General features: G+C 31.3%; 25 protein-coding genes. 2 read left to right on the top strand and 23 right to left on the bottom strand.

The genetic code is table 11. The features are described 5' to 3' along the window. Window positions 1-17: 17 nt before the first annotated feature. The 6 genes from EDD60_RS06720 to EDD60_RS06695 form a co-directional block, all read right to left on the bottom strand. Window positions 18-551, bottom strand: a complete 534-nt coding sequence (locus tag EDD60_RS06720; RefSeq protein WP_132226337.1) for a FliH/SctL family protein — start codon at window positions 549-551, stop codon at window positions 18-20. 80 nt (window positions 552-631) lie between these two features. Then, window positions 632-1669, bottom strand: a complete 1038-nt coding sequence (locus EDD60_RS06715; RefSeq protein WP_132226336.1) for a PD-(D/E)XK nuclease family transposase — start codon at window positions 1667-1669, stop codon at window positions 632-634. Window positions 1670-1939: 270 nt separating this feature from the next. Next, window positions 1940-2632, bottom strand: a complete 693-nt coding sequence (locus EDD60_RS06710; protein WP_066448336.1) for an ABC transporter ATP-binding protein — start codon at window positions 2630-2632, stop codon at window positions 1940-1942. A gap of 2 nt (window positions 2633-2634) precedes the next feature. Beyond that, entirely contained in the window at window positions 2635-4077 is a 1443-nt protein-coding gene (locus EDD60_RS06705; RefSeq protein WP_132226335.1) for an ABC transporter permease, read from the bottom strand. A gap of 138 nt (window positions 4078-4215) precedes the next feature. Then, entirely contained in the window at window positions 4216-5430 is a 1215-nt protein-coding gene (locus EDD60_RS06700) for an HdeD family acid-resistance protein (protein WP_066448342.1), read from the bottom strand. Continuing rightward, window positions 5427-5777, bottom strand: a complete 351-nt coding sequence (locus EDD60_RS06695; protein WP_066448344.1) for a NusG domain II-containing protein — start codon at window positions 5775-5777, stop codon at window positions 5427-5429. The genes EDD60_RS06700 and EDD60_RS06695 overlap by 4 nt, the downstream gene beginning before the upstream one ends. A 218-nt stretch (window positions 5778-5995) precedes the next feature. Between EDD60_RS06695 and EDD60_RS06690 the strand changes: the two genes are divergently transcribed. Then, window positions 5996-6319 carry a PTS sugar transporter subunit IIB gene (locus EDD60_RS06690; protein ID WP_066448346.1) on the top strand — a complete coding sequence of 108 codons (324 nt, stop codon included), beginning with the start codon at window positions 5996-5998 and terminating at the stop codon, window positions 6317-6319. A gap of 45 nt (window positions 6320-6364) precedes the next feature. Here the strand turns inward: EDD60_RS06690 and EDD60_RS06685 are convergent, their stop codons facing one another. The 11 genes from EDD60_RS06685 to EDD60_RS06635 form a co-directional block, all read right to left on the bottom strand. Next, window positions 6365-6718, bottom strand: a complete 354-nt coding sequence (locus tag EDD60_RS06685) for a DUF5684 domain-containing protein (protein WP_066448349.1) — start codon at window positions 6716-6718, stop codon at window positions 6365-6367. A gap of 83 nt (window positions 6719-6801) precedes the next feature. Continuing rightward, a complete protein-coding gene (gene bilR / locus EDD60_RS06680; protein ID WP_066448351.1) occupies window positions 6802-8727 on the bottom strand; it encodes a bilirubin reductase, long form in 1926 nt (641 codons plus the stop codon). Between the two features lie 106 nt (window positions 8728-8833). After that, window positions 8834-9706 carry a helix-turn-helix domain-containing protein gene (locus EDD60_RS06675; protein ID WP_066448353.1) on the bottom strand — a complete coding sequence of 291 codons (873 nt, stop codon included), beginning with the start codon at window positions 9704-9706 and terminating at the stop codon, window positions 8834-8836. Between the two features lie 14 nt (window positions 9707-9720). After that, a complete protein-coding gene (locus EDD60_RS06670) occupies window positions 9721-10989 on the bottom strand; it encodes a sensor domain-containing diguanylate cyclase (protein WP_066448356.1) in 1269 nt (422 codons plus the stop codon). Window positions 10990-11090: 101 nt separating this feature from the next. Further along, window positions 11091-13775: a bifunctional acetaldehyde-CoA/alcohol dehydrogenase gene (adhE, locus tag EDD60_RS06665; protein ID WP_066448360.1), complete on the bottom strand. Its 2685-nt coding sequence runs from the start codon at window positions 13773-13775 to the stop codon at window positions 11091-11093. Window positions 13776-13912: 137 nt separating this feature from the next. After that, entirely contained in the window at window positions 13913-14854 is a 942-nt protein-coding gene (locus EDD60_RS06660) for a calcium/sodium antiporter (protein WP_066448363.1), read from the bottom strand. Window positions 14855-14984: 130 nt separating this feature from the next. Continuing rightward, on the bottom strand, window positions 14985-16259 hold the full coding sequence (brnQ, locus tag EDD60_RS06655) for a branched-chain amino acid transport system II carrier protein (RefSeq protein WP_066448370.1): 1275 nt from the start codon (window positions 16257-16259) through the stop codon (window positions 14985-14987). A gap of 67 nt (window positions 16260-16326) precedes the next feature. After that, on the bottom strand, window positions 16327-17085 hold the full coding sequence (locus EDD60_RS06650) for a hypothetical protein (RefSeq protein WP_132226334.1): 759 nt from the start codon (window positions 17083-17085) through the stop codon (window positions 16327-16329). Window positions 17086-17199: 114 nt separating this feature from the next. Continuing rightward, window positions 17200-17943: a triose-phosphate isomerase gene (gene tpiA / locus EDD60_RS06645; protein ID WP_066448375.1), complete on the bottom strand. Its 744-nt coding sequence runs from the start codon at window positions 17941-17943 to the stop codon at window positions 17200-17202. 16 nt (window positions 17944-17959) lie between these two features. After that, on the bottom strand, window positions 17960-19144 hold the full coding sequence (locus EDD60_RS06640) for a phosphoglycerate kinase (protein WP_066448379.1): 1185 nt from the start codon (window positions 19142-19144) through the stop codon (window positions 17960-17962). A 193-nt stretch (window positions 19145-19337) separates the two neighbouring features. Continuing rightward, window positions 19338-19850 (bottom strand): CarD family transcriptional regulator, encoded by a 513-nt coding sequence (locus EDD60_RS06635; protein WP_066448382.1) that lies wholly within the window; start codon window positions 19848-19850, stop codon window positions 19338-19340. Window positions 19851-20038: 188 nt separating this feature from the next. Here EDD60_RS06635 and EDD60_RS06630 point away from each other — a divergent pair, with 188 nt between their 5' ends. After that, window positions 20039-20347, top strand: coding sequence for a rhodanese-like domain-containing protein (locus EDD60_RS06630; RefSeq protein WP_066448385.1), 309 nt, complete (start codon window positions 20039-20041; stop codon window positions 20345-20347). A 27-nt stretch (window positions 20348-20374) separates the two neighbouring features. Here the strand turns inward: EDD60_RS06630 and EDD60_RS06625 are convergent, their stop codons facing one another. The 6 genes from EDD60_RS06625 to EDD60_RS06600 all read right to left on the bottom strand — a co-directional run bounded on the left by EDD60_RS06625 (window position 20375) and on the right by EDD60_RS06600 (window position 26171). After that, entirely contained in the window at window positions 20375-21196 is an 822-nt protein-coding gene (locus EDD60_RS06625) for a MurR/RpiR family transcriptional regulator (RefSeq protein WP_066448388.1), read from the bottom strand. A gap of 61 nt (window positions 21197-21257) precedes the next feature. After that, complete coding sequence (locus tag EDD60_RS06620; RefSeq protein ID WP_066448393.1) at window positions 21258-21917, bottom strand: SGNH/GDSL hydrolase family protein; 660 nt, start codon at window positions 21915-21917, stop codon at window positions 21258-21260. Window position 21918: 1 nt separating this feature from the next. After that, the gene (locus EDD60_RS06615; protein WP_066448396.1) at window positions 21919-23403 is read right to left on the bottom strand and encodes a DUF4127 family protein; all 1485 of its coding nucleotides are present in this window, start codon (window positions 23401-23403) and stop codon (window positions 21919-21921) included. Between the two features lie 53 nt (window positions 23404-23456). Then, complete coding sequence (locus EDD60_RS06610; protein ID WP_066448404.1) at window positions 23457-24215, bottom strand: HAD-IIB family hydrolase; 759 nt, start codon at window positions 24213-24215, stop codon at window positions 23457-23459. Continuing rightward, window positions 24205-25479, bottom strand: a complete 1275-nt coding sequence (locus EDD60_RS06605; RefSeq protein ID WP_132226333.1) for a PTS sugar transporter subunit IIC — start codon at window positions 25477-25479, stop codon at window positions 24205-24207. The genes EDD60_RS06610 and EDD60_RS06605 overlap by 11 nt, the downstream gene beginning before the upstream one ends. Beyond that, window positions 25476-26171 carry an N-acetylmannosamine-6-phosphate 2-epimerase gene (locus EDD60_RS06600; RefSeq protein ID WP_066448408.1) on the bottom strand — a complete coding sequence of 232 codons (696 nt, stop codon included), beginning with the start codon at window positions 26169-26171 and terminating at the stop codon, window positions 25476-25478. Before EDD60_RS06600 ends, EDD60_RS06605 begins: the two co-directional genes overlap by 4 nt. Between the last annotated feature and the right edge of the window lie 91 nt (window positions 26172-26262).

Raw genomic sequence — 26262 nt, 5'->3', positions numbered from 1 at the left:
TCAACGAGAAGTTGACCCTATTTTTTTAAAACTTCATGGATTTGTTCAAGACTTCCATTTTCACTCAATAACTTCATAATTGCATCATACTGTTCAATAGATAAATTTTCAAGAAAATGTGTATCTTCATAAGGAAATTCTTTTTTAAAAATCATTAAGACACAATCTCTTTTAACTTCTAATATTCCTTCTTCTTTTCCAAGTCTTCTTCCTTCTTCAATCTCCTTCTGTTTTACAATTTTTCTTCCTTCTTCTCTCCCAAGCCTTATCCCTTCTTCATACCCTTCTTCTTTTCCAATCCTTATCCCTTCTTCAATTCCCTCTTGTTTTCCAAGTATTTTTCCTTCCTCAACTCCTTCTTTTCTACTTTGTATCATTCCAGTATGATATGCTCGGCAATCTCTTTCCCTTTGTAAATAAGCAATATATTCACCAGTATCAAGATGCTCCTTGTAATATTCTCTCACCAACAAATGGATTGCAATATCATCATCAACAAAATTGTCATCCTTTGATTCCATCTGATAAAACTGATTATCATTTTGTCCCATTGTTCATTTCCTCCGTTTTCTTTACTTTTTGGATTTTAATCAATACCCTTTAAGTTTATATACTATGCTCAAACACTCAATTATAAGAAGATATGACATACTTCATAAATCTGTTCTAGATTCCCATTTTCACTCAATAACTTCATAATCGCATCATACTGTTCAATAGATAAATTTTCAAGAAAGCGAGTATCTTCATAAGGAAATTCTTTTCTAAAAAGTATTAAGATATAATCCCTTTTTGCTTTTAACATACCTTCCTCAATTCCTTCTTGCTTACCAATTATCTTTCCTTCTTCAATCCCCACTTGTTTCCCAATTATCTTTCCTTCTTCGATCCCCTCTTGTTTTCCAATTATCTTTCCTTCTTCGATTCCCTCTTGTTTTCCAATTATCTTTCCTTCCTCAACTCCTTCTTTTCTACTTTGTATCATTCCAGTATGATATGCACGACGATCTCTTTCTATTTGTAGATTCGCAATATATTCATCTGAATTAAGATACTTATTATAGTGATCAAGCACTAATGTATACAATTCATCATCATGATGATCAATAAAATCTTCATTCTTCGAAAACATATGTACAATACGATAAAATTGATCGTTATTTACAACTTCCATTCCTAATTCCTCCATTCTTTCTATTTGTAATATTTCAATTTCAATCGGTCCGTCTTTTAGCTTGATCAAATAATCAGAATCAATCAACTCAAAACGATGTTCAAAATGCTCAAGATCACGGATAGGTTTACCCGTATAAATAATCAACGTTTTCACTGTTTTCACATTATAGTCTTTTCCTTTATTAATTTGTGAATCTAACAAAAGTGATGCATAATTAAAAAATCTAATCATTTCAGATCTGTTAATATCCCCATTTTGCATCTCTAAATCATAGTAATATCCCTGGTCATCAACCACCGCAACATCCAAAATACGCTTTTTAGCATTTTCTTTGCGTTGATAGAAATCCGCAACAGTAAGCTCCGTATTCAAGATGGGGTGATCACTCAAATGCGAAACAAACAGATTTCTCACCTCGTCACAATGGTGAAGAAGATAATGAAAAAAATAATCAGAAGAAAATTTTGCAGCCGATGTTTCAATACTATCCATAAAAGTCATCCTTTCTAAGGAGAAAATATCCCCCTACTACTATATACGCAAAAAATTCTCATTTTTCTTTTTTTTCGGACAACTTTTTCAAATATATTATACATCCACCTATAAAAATATGCAATAAGCAAATATTGATATACAAAAAAAGAACGTGGGGAATACGTTCTTTTTTATTATAGACGATTTATATTTAGGGAGAGGGGTCGCCTATAGATTGTATTATGTGTCTTTCTTAAGACACTTATATCATAACTCTGACATATGAATTTATTGTGAACATTCATTTATTTTTTCTAATTTTCCTTGGTGAATCTGTAATTGAATATCCATACAATTAGCAAACTCTTTAGAGTGAGTCACTATAATAACACACTTATTCTTTAGGTGTGCTAAATCAATAAATGTTTGAATAATTCCTTGTGATGTTTCTGGATCTAAATTTCCTGTTGGTTCATCACACAAAATCAAATCTACATCCTTGGCCATTGCTCTAGCAATCGCAACACGTTGCTGTTGACCACCTGATAACTTACGAACATCTCTCTTACATTCTTCTTCACTTAACCCTAGTTCTTTTAAAATATTGAGTGCATATTGATTTTTATGTGGTACTTTAATATGTGCGATATCCATTGCATTCACAACATTTTGAACAGCATTCATATAAGTAATTAAATTATAGGATTGAAAAACAATCGATACATCCAGACAACGATATTTTGTAAAACCAATTTTAGCAATATCTTCACCCTTATATAAAATATGTCCCTCTTTTGGTTTATCCAATCCTCCAGCTAAAACAAGTGATGTTGTTTTACCACTACCACTCGCTCCAACAATTGCGTAAGTCTTTCCTTTTTCAAAAGAATAGTTGGCATCTTTTAAAATATTGACTTGTCTTGAACCATCTTGATAATAATAATCAACATGTTCAAACGTTAAAATTACATTTTCATCCATACCTACCCCTCCTTCTTCACAAGAATTTCTCTTGGTGATAATCGTAAAATATAAATTGATGGTAAGACGACAGAAACCAAACAAATCAATCCTGTAATTTCAGCTAATTGAATAACTGTTTGTGGTGTTAAAGAAACATCTAACTCACTATTTGTAGGAGCATTCATAGCTTTATCAAACAAATCCTGTTTTGTATTACCAGATGATGCTTCCGTTGTTTTTTCATTAGGCATTTCCATCATCACTTGTTTTTGACTATTTTGAGTCGACTCTAACATTGAACTCACAACATTAGATACCATCTTTCCTGTCCCTAAAGAAATACCAAAAGATACAACTGCAATCATCAATATCTCAAACAATTGCTGTAACATGATTTTTATTTTAGATTGTCCTAATGATAAAAACACCCCAAATTCATAAAAACGACTACGCATTGTTAAAATCAAAATCAAACATAAAATAGCACTTCCTGCACCAATAACAACCCATAAGAAAATAGTCGCAAACTGTTCCATATTTTCCAACGAATCAATACTTCTTTGATAAACTTGATCATTAGCATCCAAAGTATAAGTCTCAAAGTCAATATCCGTTACTGATTTTGCTTTTGCTTTAAATGCCTCAATATGTTCAGGATCATCTAAATAATAAATAGCTTTAGAAATATTTGTTGTACTATCATTTAATTTTTGTGCAATTGTTAAACCAGTATAAATTTGATTAATTGGATTTTGACGATTACTCATCATTCCACCTATTTGATCATTTGTCTGCATTGTATAAATTCCAACAATTTTCAGTTTAACTATTATTTCCTCATTATCCGCATTTGTTGATGTAACACTAAAAGTATCGCCAACTTTTAAATCATTATCACTCGCTAATGTTGTTTCAATAACACAGTTTTTACTATCAGCATCCTTTTGAGTAAGTAAACGTCCACTCTTTAAAACATAATTTTCATTTAAAAACTCACTCATATTTTCCATCGTTGTATTCCCAACAACAGTAAAATCATTTTGATCCATCATCTTAGGCATATCACCCATAAAGTTCTTACGATCAGCATTGGTTGATGAATCCTCACTCTTACTCACTTCAACAGGATCAATATCATCACTTGTCACTCCTACATTAACAGTATAATTATAGCTCTTAACATATGTTAAATTTTTTAGCTGATCAGCCATCTTTATTGTAACTGGGCTAATAACCTCATCCATTGCTTCACCTTTATCACGATTCTTCATCATGTTTTGCATATTGTATGTAAGAGTTACATCACTACCTAAAGATGTACGTACCTGCTCCATTGATTTTGATGTTGCATTCTTTATTGACAACCCCGCAATAACAAGATTTGCAATCACACACATCAAGACCAATAATAGTATTGTTTTACCAACATTCTTCTTTATGCTTAATATCGCATTTTTTATCATATTCAATCCCTCCTAACATCTTCATTTTAAAAAATCAATGTTAGAAAACAATCAAATAAATGTGTGAAAAAAACGAATTTATTTGAAACAAAGAATATTTTTTATTCAAAAGAAAAAACTATAACAAACCTGTTATAGCTAATAAATATGTTTTTCAATAACTCTCGAATTTTCTTTTTTATATTCTTCTTCAAAATAACTCAAATAAGTTCCTGGTGTAATGATCCCATTCATATTTACAATATCAATTCCAGATTTTCCAATAATACGATCAGCTAGCAAAACACAATTTGTTGTCATGACAAAATAATATTTAAACATCCCTGATTTAAACTTATAAAATGAAGCATGTGTTCCTTGATAAAGACGACTTGCATAATCTTGTGACTCTTGATTATTAATACAAGGTGGATCCCATTTCACCAATCCTTTTTTAAATTCATCAATTGTATCTTCAATACGTTCTTTTTGAACTTCATTTAAAGTCAATGTATAAGCAAAAATATGACTTGTCATATCATCCTTATGACAAAAAGAAATATATTTTTCTTTATCAACAATAAACAAAACGCCTTCTCCAATAGCTCCAAAAAGATGTGTTGATGCTTCATCATAAGCCCCATAAGCAATCACTTCATTTTGATAACAAATATCAACATGTCCAATAGCCCCAAAACCATCTTTACTCACATGAACAAAAACCTCTACTGATGATAAATCATCATCCTGTTTCATTATCTCATCTTCAACTTCTAATTTTTCATTAATATACTCAATCATTACCCTCGGCATAAAAGCAACCATAAATATTGGTAACGATACACGTATTCGTCGTTTTAAAGAATTTTTACGATTTTCTGATAACAGTTCTTTCATTGAAGCAAACATATACTTTATACCCAAATACAAAGTATATAAAACAAAAATATAAGTCATCTCTTTTGCATGAACACTCGGAGATAAAATAAAACTTATACCAACCACAATCAAAACAATTGCTGATAACAAAAACAACAATCTCCCATTTACTTTCTCTTTACGATAATAACAATATGTAACAAAATGCGAAATCCCCATTATTGAAACATATAAAGCAAAAACCATAACAACAATTGATAAAGGTAATTTTGGTGTAAAGATAAATATACAAGCAAACAATAAATGAATCAAAATCCCTAATATATTGGTTTTTAAATTCTTCAATAAAGATGAAGTATCAATAAAAATCAAAATACCCAACACCATAACAATCATATACATAAAATAAGCTGAATTTAAAAAAGCAAAAATTCCTACAAAAACAAACAACAACCCTAGTAAAAAGGTCATAAAGAAGTAATATTTATTTTTCATTGAACCTGATCTTCATTTCCTGCTTGAATAACATATATTTCATTTGGAACACAAATAATAGATTTAGAACTTCCTTCTTTAACCCATCCCATTTTTTCACAATCATGATTTGGACATTCAACATTCACAGCATGATATTCATGATTCTTCACTTCTAAAGAAAACTTTCCATAACTTCCTTTAAACGTATATGTTTTATCAACTGAAATATCAATTTTCTCTATCAGTTCATCTTTATAATAAACTTCAACAACATCCTTTTTCCCTTGCATCATTGAAAAAACCAAATACCCTACACCAATAACCACTAATAATACAACAATCACAATAATATCTTTTTTCTTCATATAAATTCCTTTCTATATATTAACTTTATAAGACAAAATATCCACATTTATAAATTAAAATAAGACTCACCAATCAACAAATATTTTTACATATTCTTATGGTAAATGAGGAAGGCTGAGATGTCAATAAATTTGTAAATGTTATTCTTTCATTCTAAATCTTTGAGGTGTATAATATAAATATAGCAAGAATATGATTTATAAGGAGGAAAAATAAAATGATTAAAATCATGTTAGCATGTAGTGCTGGTATGTCTACAAGTTTACTAGTAACAAGAATGCAAAAAGCTGCTGGTGAAAGAGGTTTGGAAGCTAAAATTTGGGCTGTAAGTGAAACTGCATTAACAACTGAATACGCTGCTGATCCATGTGATGTTTTATTAATTGGGCCACAAGTTCGTTTCCGTTTAAACTCTATCAAAGAGCAAACAAAAGGTGAAATTCCTGTTGAAGTCATCGACATGCGTACTTATGGTATGATGGATGGATCTAAAGTTTTAGATCAAGCTTTAAAAATGTACGAAGATTGGAAAAATAAATAATCCCCTATATGAAAATAGAAGTGAATCATCACTTCTATTTTTCTTTTAGAAATAAGTTGTATTTGAATGATAAGACGAAGCCCCTAATGCTAAAATCAAAATAAACAATGGCTCCATAAAAACAAGTCCTAACGTGAATAAAATTCCATGTCCAAAAACAAGTGAAAGCCTATATAACAAATATATTAAAACAAAGACATTCACAAATGGTATCAACATAGCTAGAAAAAACCAACCACTTCCCGTTACCATTTGACAAAAGATATAAACATTATAAATTGGAACAATCGCGTACCATCCCTTATATCCAGCTTTATTAAAAAGAATCCACCATGAAATAATTGTAACTAATGAAACAACAAAACCTGATGTCATAAAAGTTCCATATATCGATTCCATATTCCCCCTCCTTTATATCTTTATTATAAAAAAATACGTTGTCAAAAGCAACGTATTTGAAGTCTTTATATTGTATCTGAGGATTATAATGAATTAGCAATTAAATAGCCTTCTTCAATAGCGTGATTGATATCTGAAGCTTTTTCATGACAATCACCAATAAAATGAACATCTATTCCTTTTTCAATAAGTGGTGTTATATCAAAGGTTTGTGATTTTGCCCCTACTGCTAAAACAACATAATCACATGGAATCGTTATTTCTTCATCGGCTTTTTGTGCTTTGATATGCGTAGGATTGATTTGGGTAACTTTTGTTTGCGTTAATAATGTTACATGATGTTTTCCAAATGTTTCAAACATAGTTGGTCTAACTGTTGAAGATTCTTCTTTAGCTATCTCATCCAACATTTCAACAATTGTGACATGACATCCCATTTCTGCTAATAATTCAGCTGTCTCCGCACCAACTAAACCACCACCAATAACAACAACTTCGCCACTTGGTAATTGTTCATGATTCAAGACTTTCCAAGCATCTAAGACATGAGGCTGTTTACTACCATCAATCGGAGGCACAATATTATAAGCCCCTACTGCAATAATAACATGATCAGGATTTTCTTCCATAATACAATTTGGACTAGCTTCTTTTCCTAGTCTTAAATCAACATTCAACTCTTTCATTTCATTTGTCAAATAATGAATACCTCTTGTCATTTCTGATTTTCTAGGTGGTACACTAGCAATATTTAATTGACCACCTAAAGTTGTTTCTTTTTCAAATAAAACAACATCATGACCTTTTAATCTAGCTACACGTGCTGCTTCCATTCCAGCTGGACCGCCACCAACAATCACAACTTTCTTTTTCGTTGTTGCTGAAGTGATTACTCTTTCATATTCATAACCGTTTTCTGCATTTAAAACACAGCTTAAGAATTTTCTATTTTGAATAGCATCCGTACATCCCTTGTTACACATCATACAATGACGAATACGATGAGCTTCACCTTTTTCAAGTTTACGCACATAATCTGGATCAGTTAATAAAGAACGTCCTAATCCAATGATATCACATACTCCATTTTCAATCATTGCTTCACCATTTTCTGGAGTTAAAATACGACCTACTGATGAAACAGGAATATGCACAGCTTCTTTAATTTGTTTTGTATACTTTGACATAAAGCAATATGGTTGTGTTCCCATTGCTGGAATCGTATCATTCATATTCCCTGTATGATTTGCTTGGCCAACATGAATCATATCAACTCCTGCTTCTTCAAGAATTTTTGCTAATGAGATAGCTTCATCAATCTTTAATCCACCCTTACCACGTAATGGATTTTCAGTAATAATTGGAAGTTTATAATCAATACATATATCTGGCGCATTGGCTTTAATTGTTTTGACTACCATTAAGGCAAAACGTGTACGATTTTCAAAACTTCCACCATATTGATCTTCACGATGATTTAAGATTGGTGAACATAAAGCACCTACCAAACGATCACCATGCACTTCAACAACATCAACTCCTGCTTGATATGCACGTTTAACGCAAGCACCTATTTTTTCTAAGATTGCAGATAATTGTTCTTCAGTCACTTCATCAATATAATGCAGCATATCATGATGAAGTTTTGCACGAGCTGCTTGCATATCTCCTTTTTTAAACATTTCTGCCAAGGCATCAACATCATATTCAGGATGAAAAATTTGTATTCCTAATTTACAGTCATAACTATGGAGAGCATTAGCCAACTTAGCAAATGCTTCAATTTGACCATCATGAAATAATTTTGGAGTTGGAGAAACTGTATTCACTGGCGCAACATCTCCTAAAACAATATAAGAAACTCCACCTTGAGCTAATCTTTTATAAAAGTTAAAACTTTGTTGTCCAATAGATCCATCTCTTTCTTCATAACCCGTTGTCATTGGTGGAAACATAATACGATTTTTTAATGTGATTTTCCCTACTTTTATCGGTTCTAATAATAACATATTCTACCTCCTCATTTTTTCTATAACCTTATGATAACACTTACACATACACAAAACATATCTAAAATATTAAAAAACATATACAAATTCGTATATGTTTAATATTTCACAAACGTTGGAGTTGTTTTTTATAATCTCTTGGACTCATCCCTACTATCTTCTTAAAGTCTTTTGATAGATGATAAGCTGATGAATAACCTAGTTCTTGAGCAATAGCTGTCACACTTTCTCCTAATAACAATTTATTTTGAGCATATTGGATTTTTTGTTGATGAATATATTTTGCTGGTGACAAGGATAACACACTTATAAAAGCTTTATATAATACGCCTGAAGATACGCCTAATGTTTGTGCCATCTGTTGTAAACGTATTGGTTCATACAAATGAATTTGAACATAAGTGATAGCCTCATTAACTAATTCAATATAAGGTGAATGTATCATTTCAATATGATCATCTTGTCCACGTTTTAATTGAGCTCGCATAATTTCTACAACCACTCTAATTAAAGCCGATGTAATAATACTTGAATATCCCATTTCTTTTTCTTGTGATTCAATATAAAGACGATACAACATTTCTTCAAAGTTTTTCATTTCATGAGGATAAATCAAATGACCATGTTTTGTAAGTAAAGACATAAACTGATGTTTTAAAGAAACTGGTTCTATATCAAAATGAAAATAATAGTAAGCATATTCATCATATCCTTCATTAATTGATGTATTTAATTGAAAAGGTTCAAGAATAAGAAAACTTCCTGGTGGACATTGATAAGATTGATTCCCAACGAGAGTACGTGAACCACCTTTTTGATAATAAACAATCTCAATATCATTAGAAATATAACTTGCTTGATTATCATGATCACTTGTCCATAGACCAAAATTATTAATTTGAAATGTTGTTTGTCCTAATAACTCACTTAATTCATCAGTAGTAAATTTAGAATACTGATTTTGAGTTCGAATATACATATTATCACTTCCACCTATTTTATAACAATCATATGTCTGCCATGATTCTTACCATAATAAAGATTATCATCAGCTAATTTAATAATCTGATCAATATCACAATCCTGATCACATAATGCTGCCCCAAATGTCATTCCAACTGAAATCATTTCATCATTATAAGGTATCTGCATATTTTCAATAGCTTTCATAAGTTCTTGTAAATGCTCATAAACTCGCTCCATATCCATACGCTCATATATAAACATAAATTCTTCTCCACCCCAACGAGCAACAATTCCTTTATGTTCCATATGTTCCTTAAAAACAATCGCTAATTCTTTTAAAACAAGATCGCCAATTTGATGACCATATGTATCATTAACCTGTTTAAATAAATCAATATCTCCAATCACAATCACTGATTTGGTTTTATATTTCTTATTTTCCTCAATAATCTTTGTTAAAATCGTTTCACAGCTCCTTCGATTATATAACCCTGTCAATGAATCAGTACTTACAAGCTGATTAATAGATTGCTTCAAACTAACTGCAAAATTCCCCATTTCACCAATCTCATCATTACGTTTTAAAATATTTGGATCAATCTTTTCTTCTACATTTCCTTTGGCTATATTACCTAAAAACTCTTTTGTTTTATCCAATGAATAAACAATTTTATGAGCATAATGTATCGACATCATAACTGTAAAACCAGCGACAAGTAAAGTTAATAAGAAAATCCAAAAGACTGTTGCCATCACTGCTTCTACAACCGCAATTCTTGGTTTTCCAACAAAGACCATTCCTACAATACTACCATCAGGATTCGTTAAAGGTGTATAATAACCAAAATAAGAAACCCCACCTATAGAAACCTGCCTAGAAAAATAATCATTTCCTTTTTTCAATACACTCTCAACCACAGCCAAACTTGCATGGGTTCCAATTGCACGTTTACCATCATTATGGATGGTTGTAATCATTCTCACATCACCATAAAAAATAGTTGCATCCACACTAGATGTTCTTTTGATATTATCAACAATCTTATAATTATTATCAAAAACATCATTACCTTTCATCAAATGTTGACCTTTTACCCAATAATCTCCTTCACCATCAATATCACACATTTGATGAAGCATATAAGCAAGATTCTTTAAACCATCTTTTGTTTCATTAGCCGTTGATATATAAACACTCACAGAGGCAATAACTAATGTTGCTAAGCCTAAACAGATGACTGGTATCAATGCGAGTTGACATAATTTTGTTTTTAAGTTACCTTTTCTTAGTTTCATAGTCATTCCCTTTCATTTTATATCTTCTTACTTTTATTTTACGATAAAAGAAAAGACGTTGCAAACGAAGCAACGTCTTTCAAATAAATTTTGGTTATTTATTATTTCTTTAATGCTTTATCAGCAAATTTTGATTCATAATCATAGATTAATCTTAAGATAGCTTCCATATCTTTAACCATAGGCATTCTAGGGTTAGCTGGAGTACATTGATCTTCATAAGCATTCATTGCCATTCTATGAACTGATTCTTCCCAAGCAGCTTTATCGATACCTTGAGATTGTACGTTGCAAGCAACACCAACTTTTGCACATAATTCTTCACATGCATCAGCGAACATTGCAACACCTTCAGCTGGAGTCTTAGGATTTAATCCAATTAATTGAGCTAATTCCATATATTTAACATCAGCTTTATAGTTTTCAATCTTAGGCCAGATATTTAACTTAGTTGGTACTGTACCATTGTATCTAATAACATGTGGTAATAAGATACCATTTGTTCTACCATGAGGAATATGCCATTCTCCACCGATCTTATGAGCTAATGAGTGGTTCATACCTAAGAAAGCATTTGCGAATGCCATACCTGCGATTGTTGCAGCATTATGCATTTTTTCTCTTGCTTCTGGATCGTTTTTACCATTCTTAACAGATCTTTCTAAGTATTCAAATACTAACTTAACAGCTTGTTTAGCCCATCCATCAGTGAAGTCAGATGCTAAGATAGATACATATGCTTCAACTGCATGAGTTAATACGTCAATTCCTGTATCAGCAGCAATAGCAGCTGGTAAACTCATAACGAATTCTGGGTCAACAATTGCAACTGTTGGAGTTAATGAGTAGTCAGTTAATGGATATTTCTTGTTAGCTTTCTTATCAGTGATAACTGCGAAAGGTGTAACTTCAGATCCAGTTCCTGATGTTGTTGGGATACAGATTAATCTTGCTTTCTTTCCTAATTCAGGGAATTTGAATGCACGTTTTCTGATATCCATGAATTTTTGTTTGATATCATCGAAGTTAACTTCTGGATGTTCATACATTAACCACATAACTTTAGCAGCATCCATTGAAGAACCTCCACCTAATGCGATAATAACATCTGGTTCGAATTTTCTCATTAATTCAACACCTTCGTTAACTGTATCGATACTTGGATCTGGTTCTACATCGAAGTATAATTCTAAGTCAACTTTATTACGTCTTCTCTTGATAACATCTTCAATCTTATCTACATAACCAAGATTGTACATACCTCTATCAGTAACAATCATGGCTTTTTCCATGACTTTCATGTCTCTTAAATATCTAATTGAATTTCTTTCAAAGTAGATTTTTGGAGGAAGTTTAACCCATTGCATATTGTTGTTACGTCTCCCTATTCTCTTAATATTTAATAAGTTTACAGCACTTACGTTATTTGATACTGAGTTATGTCCATAAGATCCACATCCTAATGTTAATGAAGGAATGAATGCATTATAAACAGAACCAATACCACCAAATGTAGATGGAGCATTTTCGATAACACGAATTGCTTTACATTTTAATCCGAATTCAACTGAAATGTCATGATTTTGAGTATGGATAGCAGCTGAGTGTCCTAATCCATTAAATTCAACCATTGCAGCTGATTTAGCAATACCATCTTCAGTAGAAGTTGCTTTTAAAACAGCTAAAACTGGAGATAATTTTTCTCTTGTTAATGGTTCATTAGGTCCAACTTCCTTACATTCAGCAAGTAAGATTTGAGTATCTTCTGGTACTTTGAATCCAGCTTGTTCAGCAATCCAAGTTGCATTTTTACCTACAACATTAGCATTTACAGTTCCCACTTCATTAACTTTATCGCTATAAGCTTCAGCACCAAACATATATTTTTCAAGTTTAGCTTTTTCTGCTTCATTTACCCAATAAACTTTGAAACGAGAAATTTCTTCTTTAAATTCTTTATAAATTTCATGGTCAACGATAGCAGCTTGTTCAGAAGCACAAATCATACCATTATCGAATGATTTTGATAATACGATATCGTTAACTGCTCTTTTTAATACACATGATTTTTCTACATATGCAGGAACGTTACCAGCCCCAACACCTAAAGCAGGTTTACCACAAGAGTAAGCAGCTTTAACCATTGCATTACCACCAGTAGCTAAGATAGTTGCTACACCTGGATGATTCATTAATGCAGTTGTTGCATACATAGATCCTCTGATTTCAATCCATTGGATACAGTTTTCAGGAGCACCTGCAGCAATTGCAGCATCTCTCATGACTTTAGCAGCCATAACTGAACTTTCATAAGCTGATGGATGGAATGAGAAGATAATTGGGTTTCTTGTCTTTAATGAAATTAAAGATTTGAAGATAACTGTAGAAGTTGGGTTTGTTGTTGGAACGATACCACAAATAACACCAACTGGTTCAGCGATTTCAGTAATTCCAGTTAAAGGATCTTCATTAATAATTCCAACAGTTTTTAAGTGACGAAGATTACTTGTTACATATTCACAAGCGAATAAGTTTTTAACAGCTTTATCTTCAAAAACACCTCTACCTGTTTCGTTAACTGCAGCTTCAGCTAATACACCATGTTGGTCTAACCCAGCAACAGAACATTTAGCAACGATGTAGTCAACAGCATCTTGATCAAAAGATTCAAATTTTTCTAAGGCTCCTAATGCTTTTTGAACTAATTCATCAATATGAGCATCTACTTGTTCATTAGTCAATTCAGCCTTTGGGGCTTCTTGTTTTACAGCTTTTTTCTCTGCCATTTTCTTTCCTCCAAAATTTATATTTTCTTTACATGGCTAATATACTATATTCCTTGTGAAAAAACAAGCAAGATGATACAAAAAGCCAAAATAAAAAGGCTTACATTTTATGTAAACCCTTTCCCTCGTGAATTTTTTTACAAAATATACACCACATAACAAATATATGAGATTAACATTACAAAAGCACCATACTTTTTAAGCTTCATATCTTTGCCGACAAACAGCATAAAGAGCACGACAGCCGCTATCGCAATTACGCCATCAAGCATAAATCCACTAGCAAATGGTATTCCTCTAGGAGCCACCAAAGCTGCTGTTCCAAGTACAAATAAAATATTAAAAATGTTACTTCCTATAATATTTCCAATCGCAATATCATTACGCCCTTTGAGCGATGCATTCACTGAAGTCACTAATTCAGGTAAAGACGTTCCAATCGAAACAATCGTTAAACCAATAATACGATCACTAACTCCAAATTCTTTGGCAATAGAACTCGCTGCATCAACTGTTACCTGGCTTCCCACTACAACACAAATAATTCCTAAAACAATCATAATAATTAATTTCCATAAACGATCATTTTGATCCAATTCAGGCACATCATCAATTGCACTATCATCACCTTTTTTAGTCAAACGATAAAGATAATAAAGAAAAACTAAAAAGAACATCCATAAAATTGCACCATCAATACGATTAATATTCTTTCCATTCACTCCTAAAAACAACAAAACAATAGTAATTACAATCACAAATGGTGATTCAATAAAGAACGTATTCTTCTTAACAACCAATTCACCAATCATTCCAGCAACCCCAAGAATCAACAAAACATTCGCAATATTACTTCCAATAATATTTCCAATTGCTATTCCAGCAGTGCCTTTATAAGCTGAAGCAATACTAACTGCCGCTTCTGGGGCACTTGTTCCAAAAGCTACAATGGTCAAGCCAATGACAATCTGTGGGATATGTAACATCGCTGCAACCTTACTTGCACCTTCAACAAAAACATCAGCACCTTTAATCAATAAAATAAATCCAACAATCAATAAAATAATATTTAATATCATAAATCCTCCTTAAATGAAAGAAAACAAGTTCATTACTCGACATAATGACTTGTTAGTAATCTTTGGATAATACGTAGTATATCACATTTCCGGTTTATTTCAAGATAATCGACAAAACAAGAAAAATTGCTTAATTATCAATATTTTTCTTTGATAAAACAATTCCTAATATCAATCCAATCACTGCAAAAGGAATCCACCCTAATGAATATTGTGATAAGGGAATAGAATGAATAATTGGATTAGGAACAATCCCTAATAAACTTCCAATCCCCGTCAATAACATTGTGATTTGATAAACATAACTATATTTTTGAATATAACGATGAATAAATGCTAAGAAAATTAAGACAATTGATAAAGGATAAAGTAAGTTTAAAATAGGTAAGGAAATATGAAGAATCATATCTAATCCAATATTAGATATCAACATACTCACAACCGCAAAAACAAAAGCCCATTGTTTATAACTTAAATAAGCAAATCTTTCAACAAAATACTCACTACAACAACAAATCAATCCAACACAAGTATTTAAACAAGCAATAAAGAAAACGGCTCCTAAAATAACAATCCCCATATTTTGAAATAAATATTGCATAAATGCCGTTAAAGTTTGCGCACCATTACTATGATGTCCTGTTACAAAAGAAGATAAAGCTCCAATATGAATCAAAGCTCCATAAACAATAGCTAAACAAATACCAGCAATCATTCCAGCTTTAATAGTATATTTCACAACTGTTTTTGCATCTTTCAAGCCTTTATTTTTAATATTCAAAGCAATAATAATTCCAAAGTTTAAAGCTGCAATTGTATCCATAGTTTGATAACCATCTAAAAAGCCTTGAACAAATTGATGTTGTGCATAATTTCCACTAGGCATCGCATAATGAATTTCAACAAAGAAACTGCCTAAAAAGATAATCGTAATTAAAGTTAATAATAATGGACATAAAACTTTTCCTAAACGATCTGATAGTTTTTCTGGATTCAAAGCCAAATAAAGTGCTAATGCAAAAAAGGCAAATGAATAAAGAATTGGTACAAATTTGAATTGTTGCGTAAAAAATGGCGCAATCACCATCTCATAAGAAGTACTTGCGGTTCGAGGAATAGCTAAACATGGTCCAATAGATAAATAAATTAATAAGGTAAATAAATCAGCAAAACGTGGATGTACACGACTTGCTAGAGTATTTAAACCATCAGCCTTAGCAACCGCAATAACCCCTAAAACAGGTAAACCTACAGCACTAACAATAAACCCTAAACCAGCAATAATCGCTTGATTGCCAGCTTGCTCACCTAAAAAAGGTGGAAAAATTAAATTCCCTGCTCCAAAGAACATCGAAAATAATGTTAAACCTAAAAATAATAAATCTTTTCTTTTTAATTTTGTCATATTCTCACCAGTTCTATATCATAACAAAATTCATATAAAAAAGATAGAAAAAAAGTCATAGACAAATCTATGACTCTAAATGAAGCTCTGTTTTCACTTCATCATCATTCATTCCATCACATGATTTCATTAAATCAATTTCTTTTTGTAAATCATCTGATTTCTTTTTATTAAAATCTTTATATGTTGTTGTTAAACCTTCATATGCCACTTCTTCAAATTTATCATCAGTATAATAAGTTACTTTATCTTCCACAATATATCCATCTTTAGAAATCTTTAATTGACTCACAAAATAAACAATTTCACTTGAATCATTTTCTTGATATTGTTGATTTCTTTTTACTTTAAGAGTTAATTCAATTTGTCCATTCTGATCTTTTCTTTCAGCACTTAATAACTCACTATTTTCATCTTTTGTTAAATCAGGATACATTGCATCAATTGTCTCATTATAATCATGTGCAACATCATAAGCATATGTCTGGCTATCAACCATAAAGAGGGTATGGAAATCTTTTCCATCAGCAATACTATAATTTAATGTCGTTACATCTGCATCCTTATATAAAGCTTTACTCACTAATGAAATATGATCTTGACCCTTATAATATTCATTATAAGTATCACTTGTTTCATCTGTTGCTTCACTAAAATAATAATTCACACGTGAATTAAAATATTTTACAGCTTCACTATATGTTTGTTTTCCATCTAAACCAACATAAAGACCTTTTTGTCCTTGCGTAGGTTCTTCTTTTTTTGTTGTGCCACAACCAACCAACATCAATAAACATAAACAACCAATTATTCCTTTATATTTCATCCTTATCCCTCCATGTATAAACATATAGTAAACATTTTAAAAATTAATGTCAACAAAACAATTCTTAAGAATTTCTTAATAAAAGAAAAGAACTGCCAAAGCAGTTCTAATTTATTAATCTAATGCAGCAATCATTGCTTTATATGAATCTTCTACTAAAGAAGCTCCACCAACTAAAGCACCATCGATGTCTGGTTGTTCTAATAAAGCTTTTAATCCTTCTGGTTTTACAGATCCACCATATTGAATTCTCACTTGATCAGCCACTTCTTGTCCATATAATTCAGCAACAACGCTTCTAATATATCCACAAACATCTTGAGCAATTTCATTAGTTGCAGTTTTACCTGTACCAATAGCCCATACTGGTTCATATGCAATTACAACTCTGCTTGCACATTTTGGACATACATCTTTGAAAGCAGCAACTGTTTGAGTTTTAACAACTTCTTTTGTTGTTCCTGCTTCATATTCTTCTAATGTTTCACCAACACATACGATTGGAGTCATATCATTATTTAAAACTTGTAACATTTTAGCATTTACTGTTTCATCAGTTTCACCAAAATATTGTCTTCTTTCAGAATGTCCTAAGATAACCCATTCAATTCCGATTTCTTTTAACATTCCAACACTCACTTCACCAGTATAAGCTCCACTATCTTTAAAATGACAGTTTTCAGCTGCTACGATTAAGTTTTTAGCGTTTTCTTTAGCAGTTTGTAATGCTAAATATGGAGTTGCAATACCCCAATCAGCAGTATCTTTCACTGCTGGATCAACAGCTTCAACAAATGCTTTTGTTTCAGCGATTGTTTTATTCATTTTCCAGTTTCCTACGATAATTGGTTTTCTCATTTTCATTTCTCCCTAATTATTTATCATCAATTGCAGCAATACCAGGTAATACTTTACCTTCCATGTATTCTAATGAAGCTCCTCCACCAGTAGAAATGTGAGAAACTTTATCTGCATATCCTAATTGCATAACAGCAGCAGCACTATCTCCACCACCGATAATAGTGTTAGCATCTGATAAGTTAGCTAATGCTTCACATACAGCAATTGTTCCTTTAGCAAATGGTTCCATTTCAAATACACCCATTGGTCCATTCCAGATAACTGTTTTTGCACCAGCTAATGCATTTTTGATGTTTTCAACAGATTTAGGTCCAATGTCTAATCCCATATATCCTTCAGGTACATCTTCACCACATACTTTGATATCACCTGACTCAGCAAATGCATTATTGATAACAGAGTCTACTGGTAAGATTAATTTATCTCCACCTTTAGCGATAATTTCTTTAGCTACTTCAATACGATCATCTTCAACTAAAGAATTACCAATTTCATGACCCATAGCTTTCATGAATGTATAAGTCATACCACCACCAACAATAACTTTGTCAGCGATTTTTAATAAGTTTTCAATAACTAAGATTTTATCAGAAACTTTAGCTCCACCTAAGATAGCAACCATTGGTCTTTCTGGATTGCTTACAGCTTTTCCGATATAAGCAATTTCTTTTTCAACTAAGAAACCAGCTGCAGATGGTAAATGAGCAGGGATTCCAGCTGTAGAAGCATGAGCTCTATGTACAGAACCAAATGCATCTTCAACAAATACATCACCTAATGATGCCCAATATTTACCTAATTCTGGATCATTCTTGCTTTCTCCAGCTTCATAACGTGTATTTTGTACTAAGATCACTTGACCATTATTTGCTTCTTTAACAGCATTTTCAAGTTCTTCTCCTCTTGTACAATTTACAAATTTAACATCTACTCCTAATAATTCAGATAATCTAGGAGCAACAACAGCTAAATCATTTTTAGCTTTGTCTTCTTCAGTTTTCACTTTACCTAAGTGAGAGAACAATACGATAGCTTTTGGCCCATGTTCTAATAAATATTTTAAAGTTGGTAAAGCGGCAACAATTCTGTTGTCATTAGTAATTTCTCCTGTTTCTTTGTTTCTAGGTACGTTGAAGTCAACACGAACTAAGACAGTTTTTCCAGCGACTTCAATATCTTTGATTGTTTTCTTATCCATTTTCACATTCCTCCATGCCTGAATTATAACACTCTTATCCATGATTTTCAATTGATTTTGTATCTTATGTGAAGCAATTAGCAAGCCACCTAATGAAACATGAAAAATTATTCATTTTCTTAACAATTCCCGTATTTTGACGAAAAAACACAAGAAAAGCAATATCCTCTTTATAAAAGATATTGCTTTCTATCTATGCTATTTCTTTAACATCAATCTCCTGACAAATAAACGGAACAACTTCTTCCTCAGAAATATTTAATACATAGGCAAATTCTTCATACAAGATTCTTTCAGCATCTTTATAAAATTTATCATCACTTGCATGAAACTTCTTTCCTTCTTCTTTTAATTTCAGTTGATGCAAATATAAAGTTCTAATCAACTGCATAATTTCTTGACGATTCCCATCTCTTAAAATCCCTTTATATCGTTCTTTTCTTAAATTATCATTATCAATCCATAAAAGCTCACTATCAGGAATAAAATGAATAAGATCAATAATCTCTTGATAAGATAAAACTCTTTTCATTTTCTTCGTTAATTCTTCATTTAAAGTTGGAACATAAATTGTTGAACTCTCACTCTTAATTGGTTTTAATACATAATATTCAATAGGTTGACCATTGACATGACGTGTCATCATATTGTCAATTTTACAAATTCCCTCACTACCATATAAAATGATTTCATTCACTTGGTACATCTAAATACCTCTCTTTCTAAAACAAAACAACGTATTGCACCAACTGAACTTACGTTGCGGTAACAACACGTTGTGTTTTTATTATTATACCACAAATTCACTTTATTTGTTAGTCACAAATTTCGTAAAATTTCTCACTATAAGAACATTATTCGCCCTCTTGAATACTTTAAGGTAGGTGACTTATAATGAATAATGCAATTTCTATTTATAATCTTGAAAAAATAGTTTATCAAAATCAATTTTATTTTATTGATATAAGAGAAAGCTATCAGTATGATCAATTACACATCTATAACTTTGAAAACATTCCTTATGATATACTCATAAATAAGCTTGATTATTTACCTAAAGATAAACCACTATGTTTGATTTGTTATAGTGGGGAAAGAACAAAAAGGCTCTCCAGAGAACTTCAACAAAAAGGATATCGCGCTTACTATGTTGAAGGTGGTTTTCAAGCCTTTTTAAATATGCATAATGAAAAGTATTTTTAAATGCACTTCTGGTGCATTTTCTTTAAATTACTCCTCTATTTCATAATTAATATATTCTAAAGTCAGTTTTAATTTTTCTTCTTTTGTTGCCTTATTATAATGCAAATAATGAGCATATAAAATATCAACAACAATCAACGCTGGAATTTGTGGAGAAATCTTATCTGAGATAGCTAAATTCTTTAATCCCCCTATCAGTACCAATTCATCATAATATGAGCGATATTCATAAATTTTAGCGGCTGACATCATAATGGTCTTTGCGCCTTTTTTCTTAGCCTCCCTTAATCCCTCAACAACTTCCCATGTTCTACCACTAACACTTATCCCAATAACCAAAGATTTTTCATTAACTCTACTAACATTCATACGTATTGAATGTGCTTCAGCTAAATAATCAACATCTAATCCTAGTCGCATAAAGCGTAATTTAAACTCTCTTGCTACAACTGCTGATGAAGCAATTCCATAAACATAAACACGTTCATATTCATCTAACATCATAGCAACTCTTATCATTTGATCATTATTAATTAATGAATATGTTTTCTCTAATGTTTTTTGATAAGAATTTAAAACCTGCTTGGTAAGAAAATCAAGTTCTTTTGAAGATGGAAGTTTTTGTTTATAAGCAAATTGAAACTCGCGATAACCACTAAAACCTAGTTTCTTGGCAAAACGAGATAATGATGCCTCTGAAACAAATAACTTTTTTGAAACATCTTTAGATGATAACTCATCATTTTCTACCCCATTTAAAAAATAATCAGCAATCATCTTTTCAACATTTGTTAAATCTTCATATGATGATTCAATAATTGGAATAATACTTTTATTATATGATAGCATCCTTGTCTCTCCTTTTTTCTTACCATTTATTATATCACAAAAAGGGAAAACAATATTCCCTTTATAAATAATCCTGTATTTTCTTTTCAATGAGGCTTGTTAGTTTTTGATAACCTCTTTCATTTAAATGTAAACCATCTTGATAATATTTTGTTTTTGCTTCATTATTTTCATCAATAAATTCATCAAAAACATTAATAAGAGTTGTTTTGTTATCTAAAATAAGTTCTTGGTATTGAATATAAATCATTTTCACCAAGTCATTACATCGAATCCCTAAAACATGATGATAATCTCTTAAACTTTCAACACATGGTAATGTCGATAATAACAGAATTTGAGTATCTGGTAAATTACCTCTTATTAAATCAATAATACTCTTTACATAATTAGCAATATCTTTAGGTGATAACATGACTGTATGTCCTAAATCATTAATTCCTATCATCATAACAACAAGACTTGGTTGATATTTAATCACAGCTTCATCAACAAACCATAATAATTCCTCTGATGTGGCTCCACCAATTCCACAATTATATTTCAAGGGGATTTGGGGAAAATATTTATCAAGATCATACATCTGTGTTAATGAATCTCCAAAAAAGACAACACCATGAGGTTTAGCCTCTTTGTTATGAGAAATAATCTCTAACATACGTTGTAATTGACCTTCTCTTAATTGATAAAAACAAGGATTATATGTCATTGTTTCTCGCATTTTATACCTCTATCTCCATTCCAATTTCAAACATACGTTTCCAAGGCATCCAAATACGTTGGATATGCACAGGATAATGATGAGACATATTCAATGAATCATAGTAAGCTTGTAATTGATTTAAAATTCGATTTTCAACAATATCTTGTTGATCTTTAAAATCATAATACGATAAACCTAACTCTATTAAATCACAATCAATTATTTGTTTTCTTACAATTGTTTGATAGAATACATCTTCAATAATACGATAACATAAATGCTTTTGATTTCTTCCCAAAAAAGCTTGGGCTAATGTTGTTCCTAAAGAATTACAATTCGTATTCCATCCCGCATAACTTATCAGCTGATCTAAAATATTAAGATGATCTAAATATTCAATTAATTGATAATCACCACCATTACTATAAGCACTATCGCATAAAGCAACTTGGTACCCTGCTTGAAGGTAATCCTTAATTTTATAAGCAAAATCTAATAAATTACGATAACTTGTATATGAAATATCCTTTTCAACTTCATCAACAAATGATTCTTGCATAATTTTTCCTGGTGAGTTAATCGCAAGAATAAGATCAGCTTCTTGTGGAGTATCAACCATTTTAGCACGACAGACACGGATATGTGATTTAAGACTTTCAAACATAGGTCGATCTTCGTATTTTGGAACAATAGTTGGACCTAAAACCGATGCATAAAAAGGATAAACTTTTGGTTCAAGATGATAATATTCATGATAAGCTCTTATAAATAATGACATTGATACTTCATCAGCACCTGGGTATATCATGACTTGTTGTTCTAGATGAGACTTTTTGACTTCATCAACAACCTTCTTTTGAGATAGCGATGTATAGCCATATGGTGATGAATCATCTTGTGGAATAACTAAAAAGTCAATATCTCCATTCTTTAAATAATCAATCACCTTTAAATTCATTTGTGTATTAAAATCTCTACGCCATTCATAATCATCAATAATATCACGAGGAATATGGATACTCTTTAATTCTAATAATTCTTCTTGTGAAAGCCCATGTCTTTTTTGATAATCTAATAAATACTTTCTTCTAAACAAAGCATATCCAAAATCTTCATAATAATCTGGTTCTTCTTCACTTGAATTATAACTAGGTGCACGCATAATACAATGAAAAGCATATATTTTTATATGGGGATTGATGTTTTTGATTTGATGAACAATATCTAATCTTTCATTCACTTCTTTCTCACTTAAATGATGTAAACGAGAAGGAATCAATCCACCATACAATAACATATCTATTGAAAGAACAAGATTATCACAGTCTTTTACATGACTTATAAGAAATTCACTTAATTTCTTTGTATCAGCTGGACTTTTTTTATGGCCTAGTAACTCAATTGGGGGAATACATATATGGACATCTGTTTTATGAGTGACAAGCAGCTGTGGAAATATATAATTACATGGTCTTTCATCTAATGGTATAAATAATGTTTTCATCTTTTTTCTCCTCTATCTAATTAACAAAATTGTTTCCTTTTTAAAGTCGCTAGCTATTTAATATGGCTTATGATATCTTGCAAAGCTTCTAAAATCGTCTCTTTTCTTTGACAAGGATAATGACATTCTTGATTTGAAACAAGATACCCGATTTTTGAAAAGGGGAACATTTCAAAGTCACTTGGTGAATCCCCTATGGCATAAATCTGACAATCTGGATATAAAATCTTTAAGGCTTCGCCTTTAGAAACACTACTGTGAACAATTTCTAAAGAAGTTTGTGATGTTCTGATTGCTTTTGTGAATTGATAATTTTGATTTATTGTTTCTTCAATTTGTTTTAATTGTTGTTCTTGAGCAACAATTAAAAATAAAACTGCAGGTTGATATAAAAGAATATCTTCAAAATCTTCTTTTATAATATGTGAATCATAAAATTCTTTAGGAAATAGTGGGTCTCTTTCACTTGTCCAATAACGATTAGAAATCGTATTCAATTCTATTCTTATATCTTTTGTTTTTAATTCATGGTATATATCTAAAGCTTCCTGCTTATCAAGAAGGGTAGCTTTGAGTTGATTGTCCTGATACAAAACAGCTCCATTTTGAGAAATTCGATGTTTCATATCTAAACCATACTCTTGACATATTTTTACTATATCGTGATCTAGACGTCCTGTACAAATAGCAAGTGTACATCCCGTTTGTTGAAGTGTGTTAAGACAAGCCAATGTCTTAGCACCTCCAATCATTTGATTATTGCTATCTAATAAAGTGCCATCTAAATCAAAGACAATAACATTATTCTTCAATTTGTACCTGCGCCTCTTTATCCATAACTTTAACAAACGGGATATAAATAAGTATCGAAATAACCAAAATCACTAAACCAACAACACCTGATAAAATATCTCCACCGGTTGCTAAAAAGGCACTTATCACTGGTGGTGTTGTCCATGGAATTAAAACATAAGTATGTGCCATAAGCCCAATTTGAGTGGCAAGTGCACCTATTCCAAGTCCAGCCAGAGTTGTTAAAATCATTGGAATAATTAAAATCGGATTCATAACAACCGGTAATCCAAACATTAAAGGTTCAGAAATATTAAATAACGCTGGAGCAAAACCTAATTTTGCTATGACTTTATAATCTTGTCTTTTTGAAACAATGAAAATAGCAATAACTAAAGCTAACATATTTCCTGCTCCACCCATAAAGGCAACAGAATCAAGGAATGGTTTTGTGATAATTGCCGTGGCACTTTGATGCGCTGCAATAGCTGTTGCATTAGCTGTTAAACTAACAAGATAAATCGGTTCAAGGATTGGATTAAAAATATAAGCTGAATGAATCCCAAATCCCCATAATAACATATACAAGATATAAATTATAATCATTCCAATTGGTGAAGAAACAATCGCTGTAAATGGGGTTTGAATCCAAGTAAAGATTAAATCATTTAATGGTGCTCCCATAGCATCAGTTACAATTCTTAATAAAGCAAAAAGAATAACTGTTAAAGCCACTGGAATAATTGAATTAAATGATCTTGCAATTCCAGTTGGAACACTTTCTGGCATTTTAATAAGCAAAGCTTTAAAACTCATTAAAAATCTTAATAATTCTACAGAAACAATCACTGATATAAATGCAGTAAACATACCAGCCGCACCTAAATAATAAGTCGTTACATATTCTCCTAATTTTGCATCAGAAACAAATGGTGTTAAACATAGAAAACTAACAACCGCTACTGCTCCAGTAATAGATGTATCCATTTTATATTGTGAAGCTAATGCTTTTGAAGTTGTAAATACAAGTAAGATAGCCATTACTGACATCGAAGCTGAACCAATAACACCTCCAATTTGTGCAAATCCAGTACATGGCATACCAAACCATTTATCTAAGTAATTTCCTTTTCCAACAAAAACACAATTAATTAATGTAAATAATGATGCTGTTAAAACCAATGGCATAATTGAAACAAAACCATCTCTTATTGCTGAAAGATATTTATTTTTAGAAAGTTTTTCAGCAATCGGTAATAGTAAATTAGATATTTTATCCATCATTTTTCTTCCCTCTTTTCATCTTTTATTTTATCAACAAATCTTTTTGTAATGATTTGGGGTCTTGTAATAATCGAACCAACGACAACACTATAACAACCCAACTCTAAAACTCTTTTAACTTTCTCAGGAGTATCAATATTTCCTTCTCCAATAACTGGATGTTTAACATGTTTCACGATTTCTTTAATGATCTCAAAATCATTGTTTTCAATCTTCAAATTTTGACTTTGTGGTGTATACCCCACAAGTGTTGTCCCAATAAAATCAAATCCCAATTCATCAGCATGAATCGCTTCTTCTACGGTTGAACAATCTGCCATAAATAATTGATGAGGATATTTTTCTTTAACAGCTTTAAAGAAATCATCAAGACTTAAATCATTTAAACGTGATTGGATTGTGGCATCCATTGCTATAATATCTACCCCTTCTTCTACCAAAGCGTCGACTTCTTTCATAGTTGGTGTAATGTAAACATCAGTTCCCACATAGTCTTTTTTGATAATCCCGATAATTGGTAAATCGACTTCTTTTTTAATCGCATGAATATCCTCCACACTATTGGCTCTTATTCCTTTTGCTCCACCCATTTGAGCTGCTAAAGCCATCTTTGACATAATGAATGAAGAATGCAAAGGTTCACCTTCTAATGCCTGACATGAGACAATTAAATTGTTGTGAATTTTTTCCATCTTTTTTCCCTCCTGTAACACCAATATACTTTTATTTCATAATTCCTGCAATCTTTGGAAGGGATTTAGAAATTACTTTCATTTTTTTATC

The sequence above is a fragment of the Longibaculum muris genome (assembly GCF_004343035.1).
In the GTDB taxonomy this organism is placed as follows: domain Bacteria; phylum Bacillota_I; class Bacilli_A; order Erysipelotrichales; family Coprobacillaceae; genus Longibaculum; species Longibaculum muris.
This window is presented reverse-complemented; position numbering and strand designations above follow the sequence as displayed.

Excerpts from the sequence above, each read along its gene's own strand:
- EDD60_RS06720 (WP_132226337.1), bottom strand. The coding sequence starts at position 551 with ATGGGACAAAATGATAATCAGTTTTATCAGATGGAATCAAAGGATGAC.
- EDD60_RS06715 (WP_132226336.1), bottom strand. The coding sequence starts at position 1,669 with ATGGATAGTATTGAAACATCGGCTGCAAAATTTTCTTCTGATTATTTT.
- EDD60_RS06710 (WP_066448336.1), bottom strand. The coding sequence starts at position 2,632 with ATGGATGAAAATGTAATTTTAACGTTTGAACATGTTGATTATTATTAT.
- EDD60_RS06705 (WP_132226335.1), bottom strand. The coding sequence starts at position 4,077 with ATGATAAAAAATGCGATATTAAGCATAAAGAAGAATGTTGGTAAAACA.
- EDD60_RS06700 (WP_066448342.1), bottom strand. The coding sequence starts at position 5,430 with ATGAAAAATAAATATTACTTCTTTATGACCTTTTTACTAGGGTTGTTG.
- EDD60_RS06695 (WP_066448344.1), bottom strand. The coding sequence starts at position 5,777 with ATGAAGAAAAAAGATATTATTGTGATTGTTGTATTATTAGTGGTTATT.
- EDD60_RS06690 (WP_066448346.1), top strand. The coding sequence starts at position 5,996 with ATGATTAAAATCATGTTAGCATGTAGTGCTGGTATGTCTACAAGTTTA.
- EDD60_RS06685 (WP_066448349.1), bottom strand. The coding sequence starts at position 6,718 with ATGGAATCGATATATGGAACTTTTATGACATCAGGTTTTGTTGTTTCA.
- bilR (WP_066448351.1), bottom strand. The coding sequence starts at position 8,727 with ATGTTATTATTAGAACCGATAAAAGTAGGGAAAATCACATTAAAAAAT.
- EDD60_RS06675 (WP_066448353.1), bottom strand. The coding sequence starts at position 9,706 with ATGTATATTCGAACTCAAAATCAGTATTCTAAATTTACTACTGATGAA.
- EDD60_RS06670 (WP_066448356.1), bottom strand. The coding sequence starts at position 10,989 with ATGAAACTAAGAAAAGGTAACTTAAAAACAAAATTATGTCAACTCGCA.
- adhE (WP_066448360.1), bottom strand. The coding sequence starts at position 13,775 with ATGGCAGAGAAAAAAGCTGTAAAACAAGAAGCCCCAAAGGCTGAATTG.
- EDD60_RS06660 (WP_066448363.1), bottom strand. The coding sequence starts at position 14,854 with ATGATATTAAATATTATTTTATTGATTGTTGGATTTATTTTATTGATT.
- brnQ (WP_066448370.1), bottom strand. The coding sequence starts at position 16,259 with ATGACAAAATTAAAAAGAAAAGATTTATTATTTTTAGGTTTAACATTA.
- EDD60_RS06650 (WP_132226334.1), bottom strand. The coding sequence starts at position 17,085 with ATGAAATATAAAGGAATAATTGGTTGTTTATGTTTATTGATGTTGGTT.
- tpiA (WP_066448375.1), bottom strand. The coding sequence starts at position 17,943 with ATGAGAAAACCAATTATCGTAGGAAACTGGAAAATGAATAAAACAATC.
- EDD60_RS06640 (WP_066448379.1), bottom strand. The coding sequence starts at position 19,144 with ATGGATAAGAAAACAATCAAAGATATTGAAGTCGCTGGAAAAACTGTC.
- EDD60_RS06635 (WP_066448382.1), bottom strand. The coding sequence starts at position 19,850 with ATGTACCAAGTGAATGAAATCATTTTATATGGTAGTGAGGGAATTTGT.
- EDD60_RS06630 (WP_066448385.1), top strand. The coding sequence starts at position 20,039 with ATGAATAATGCAATTTCTATTTATAATCTTGAAAAAATAGTTTATCAA.
- EDD60_RS06625 (WP_066448388.1), bottom strand. The coding sequence starts at position 21,196 with ATGCTATCATATAATAAAAGTATTATTCCAATTATTGAATCATCATAT.
- EDD60_RS06620 (WP_066448393.1), bottom strand. The coding sequence starts at position 21,917 with ATGCGAGAAACAATGACATATAATCCTTGTTTTTATCAATTAAGAGAA.
- EDD60_RS06615 (WP_066448396.1), bottom strand. The coding sequence starts at position 23,403 with ATGAAAACATTATTTATACCATTAGATGAAAGACCATGTAATTATATA.
- EDD60_RS06605 (WP_132226333.1), bottom strand. The coding sequence starts at position 25,479 with ATGATGGATAAAATATCTAATTTACTATTACCGATTGCTGAAAAACTT.
- EDD60_RS06600 (WP_066448408.1), bottom strand. The coding sequence starts at position 26,171 with ATGGAAAAAATTCACAACAATTTAATTGTCTCATGTCAGGCATTAGAA.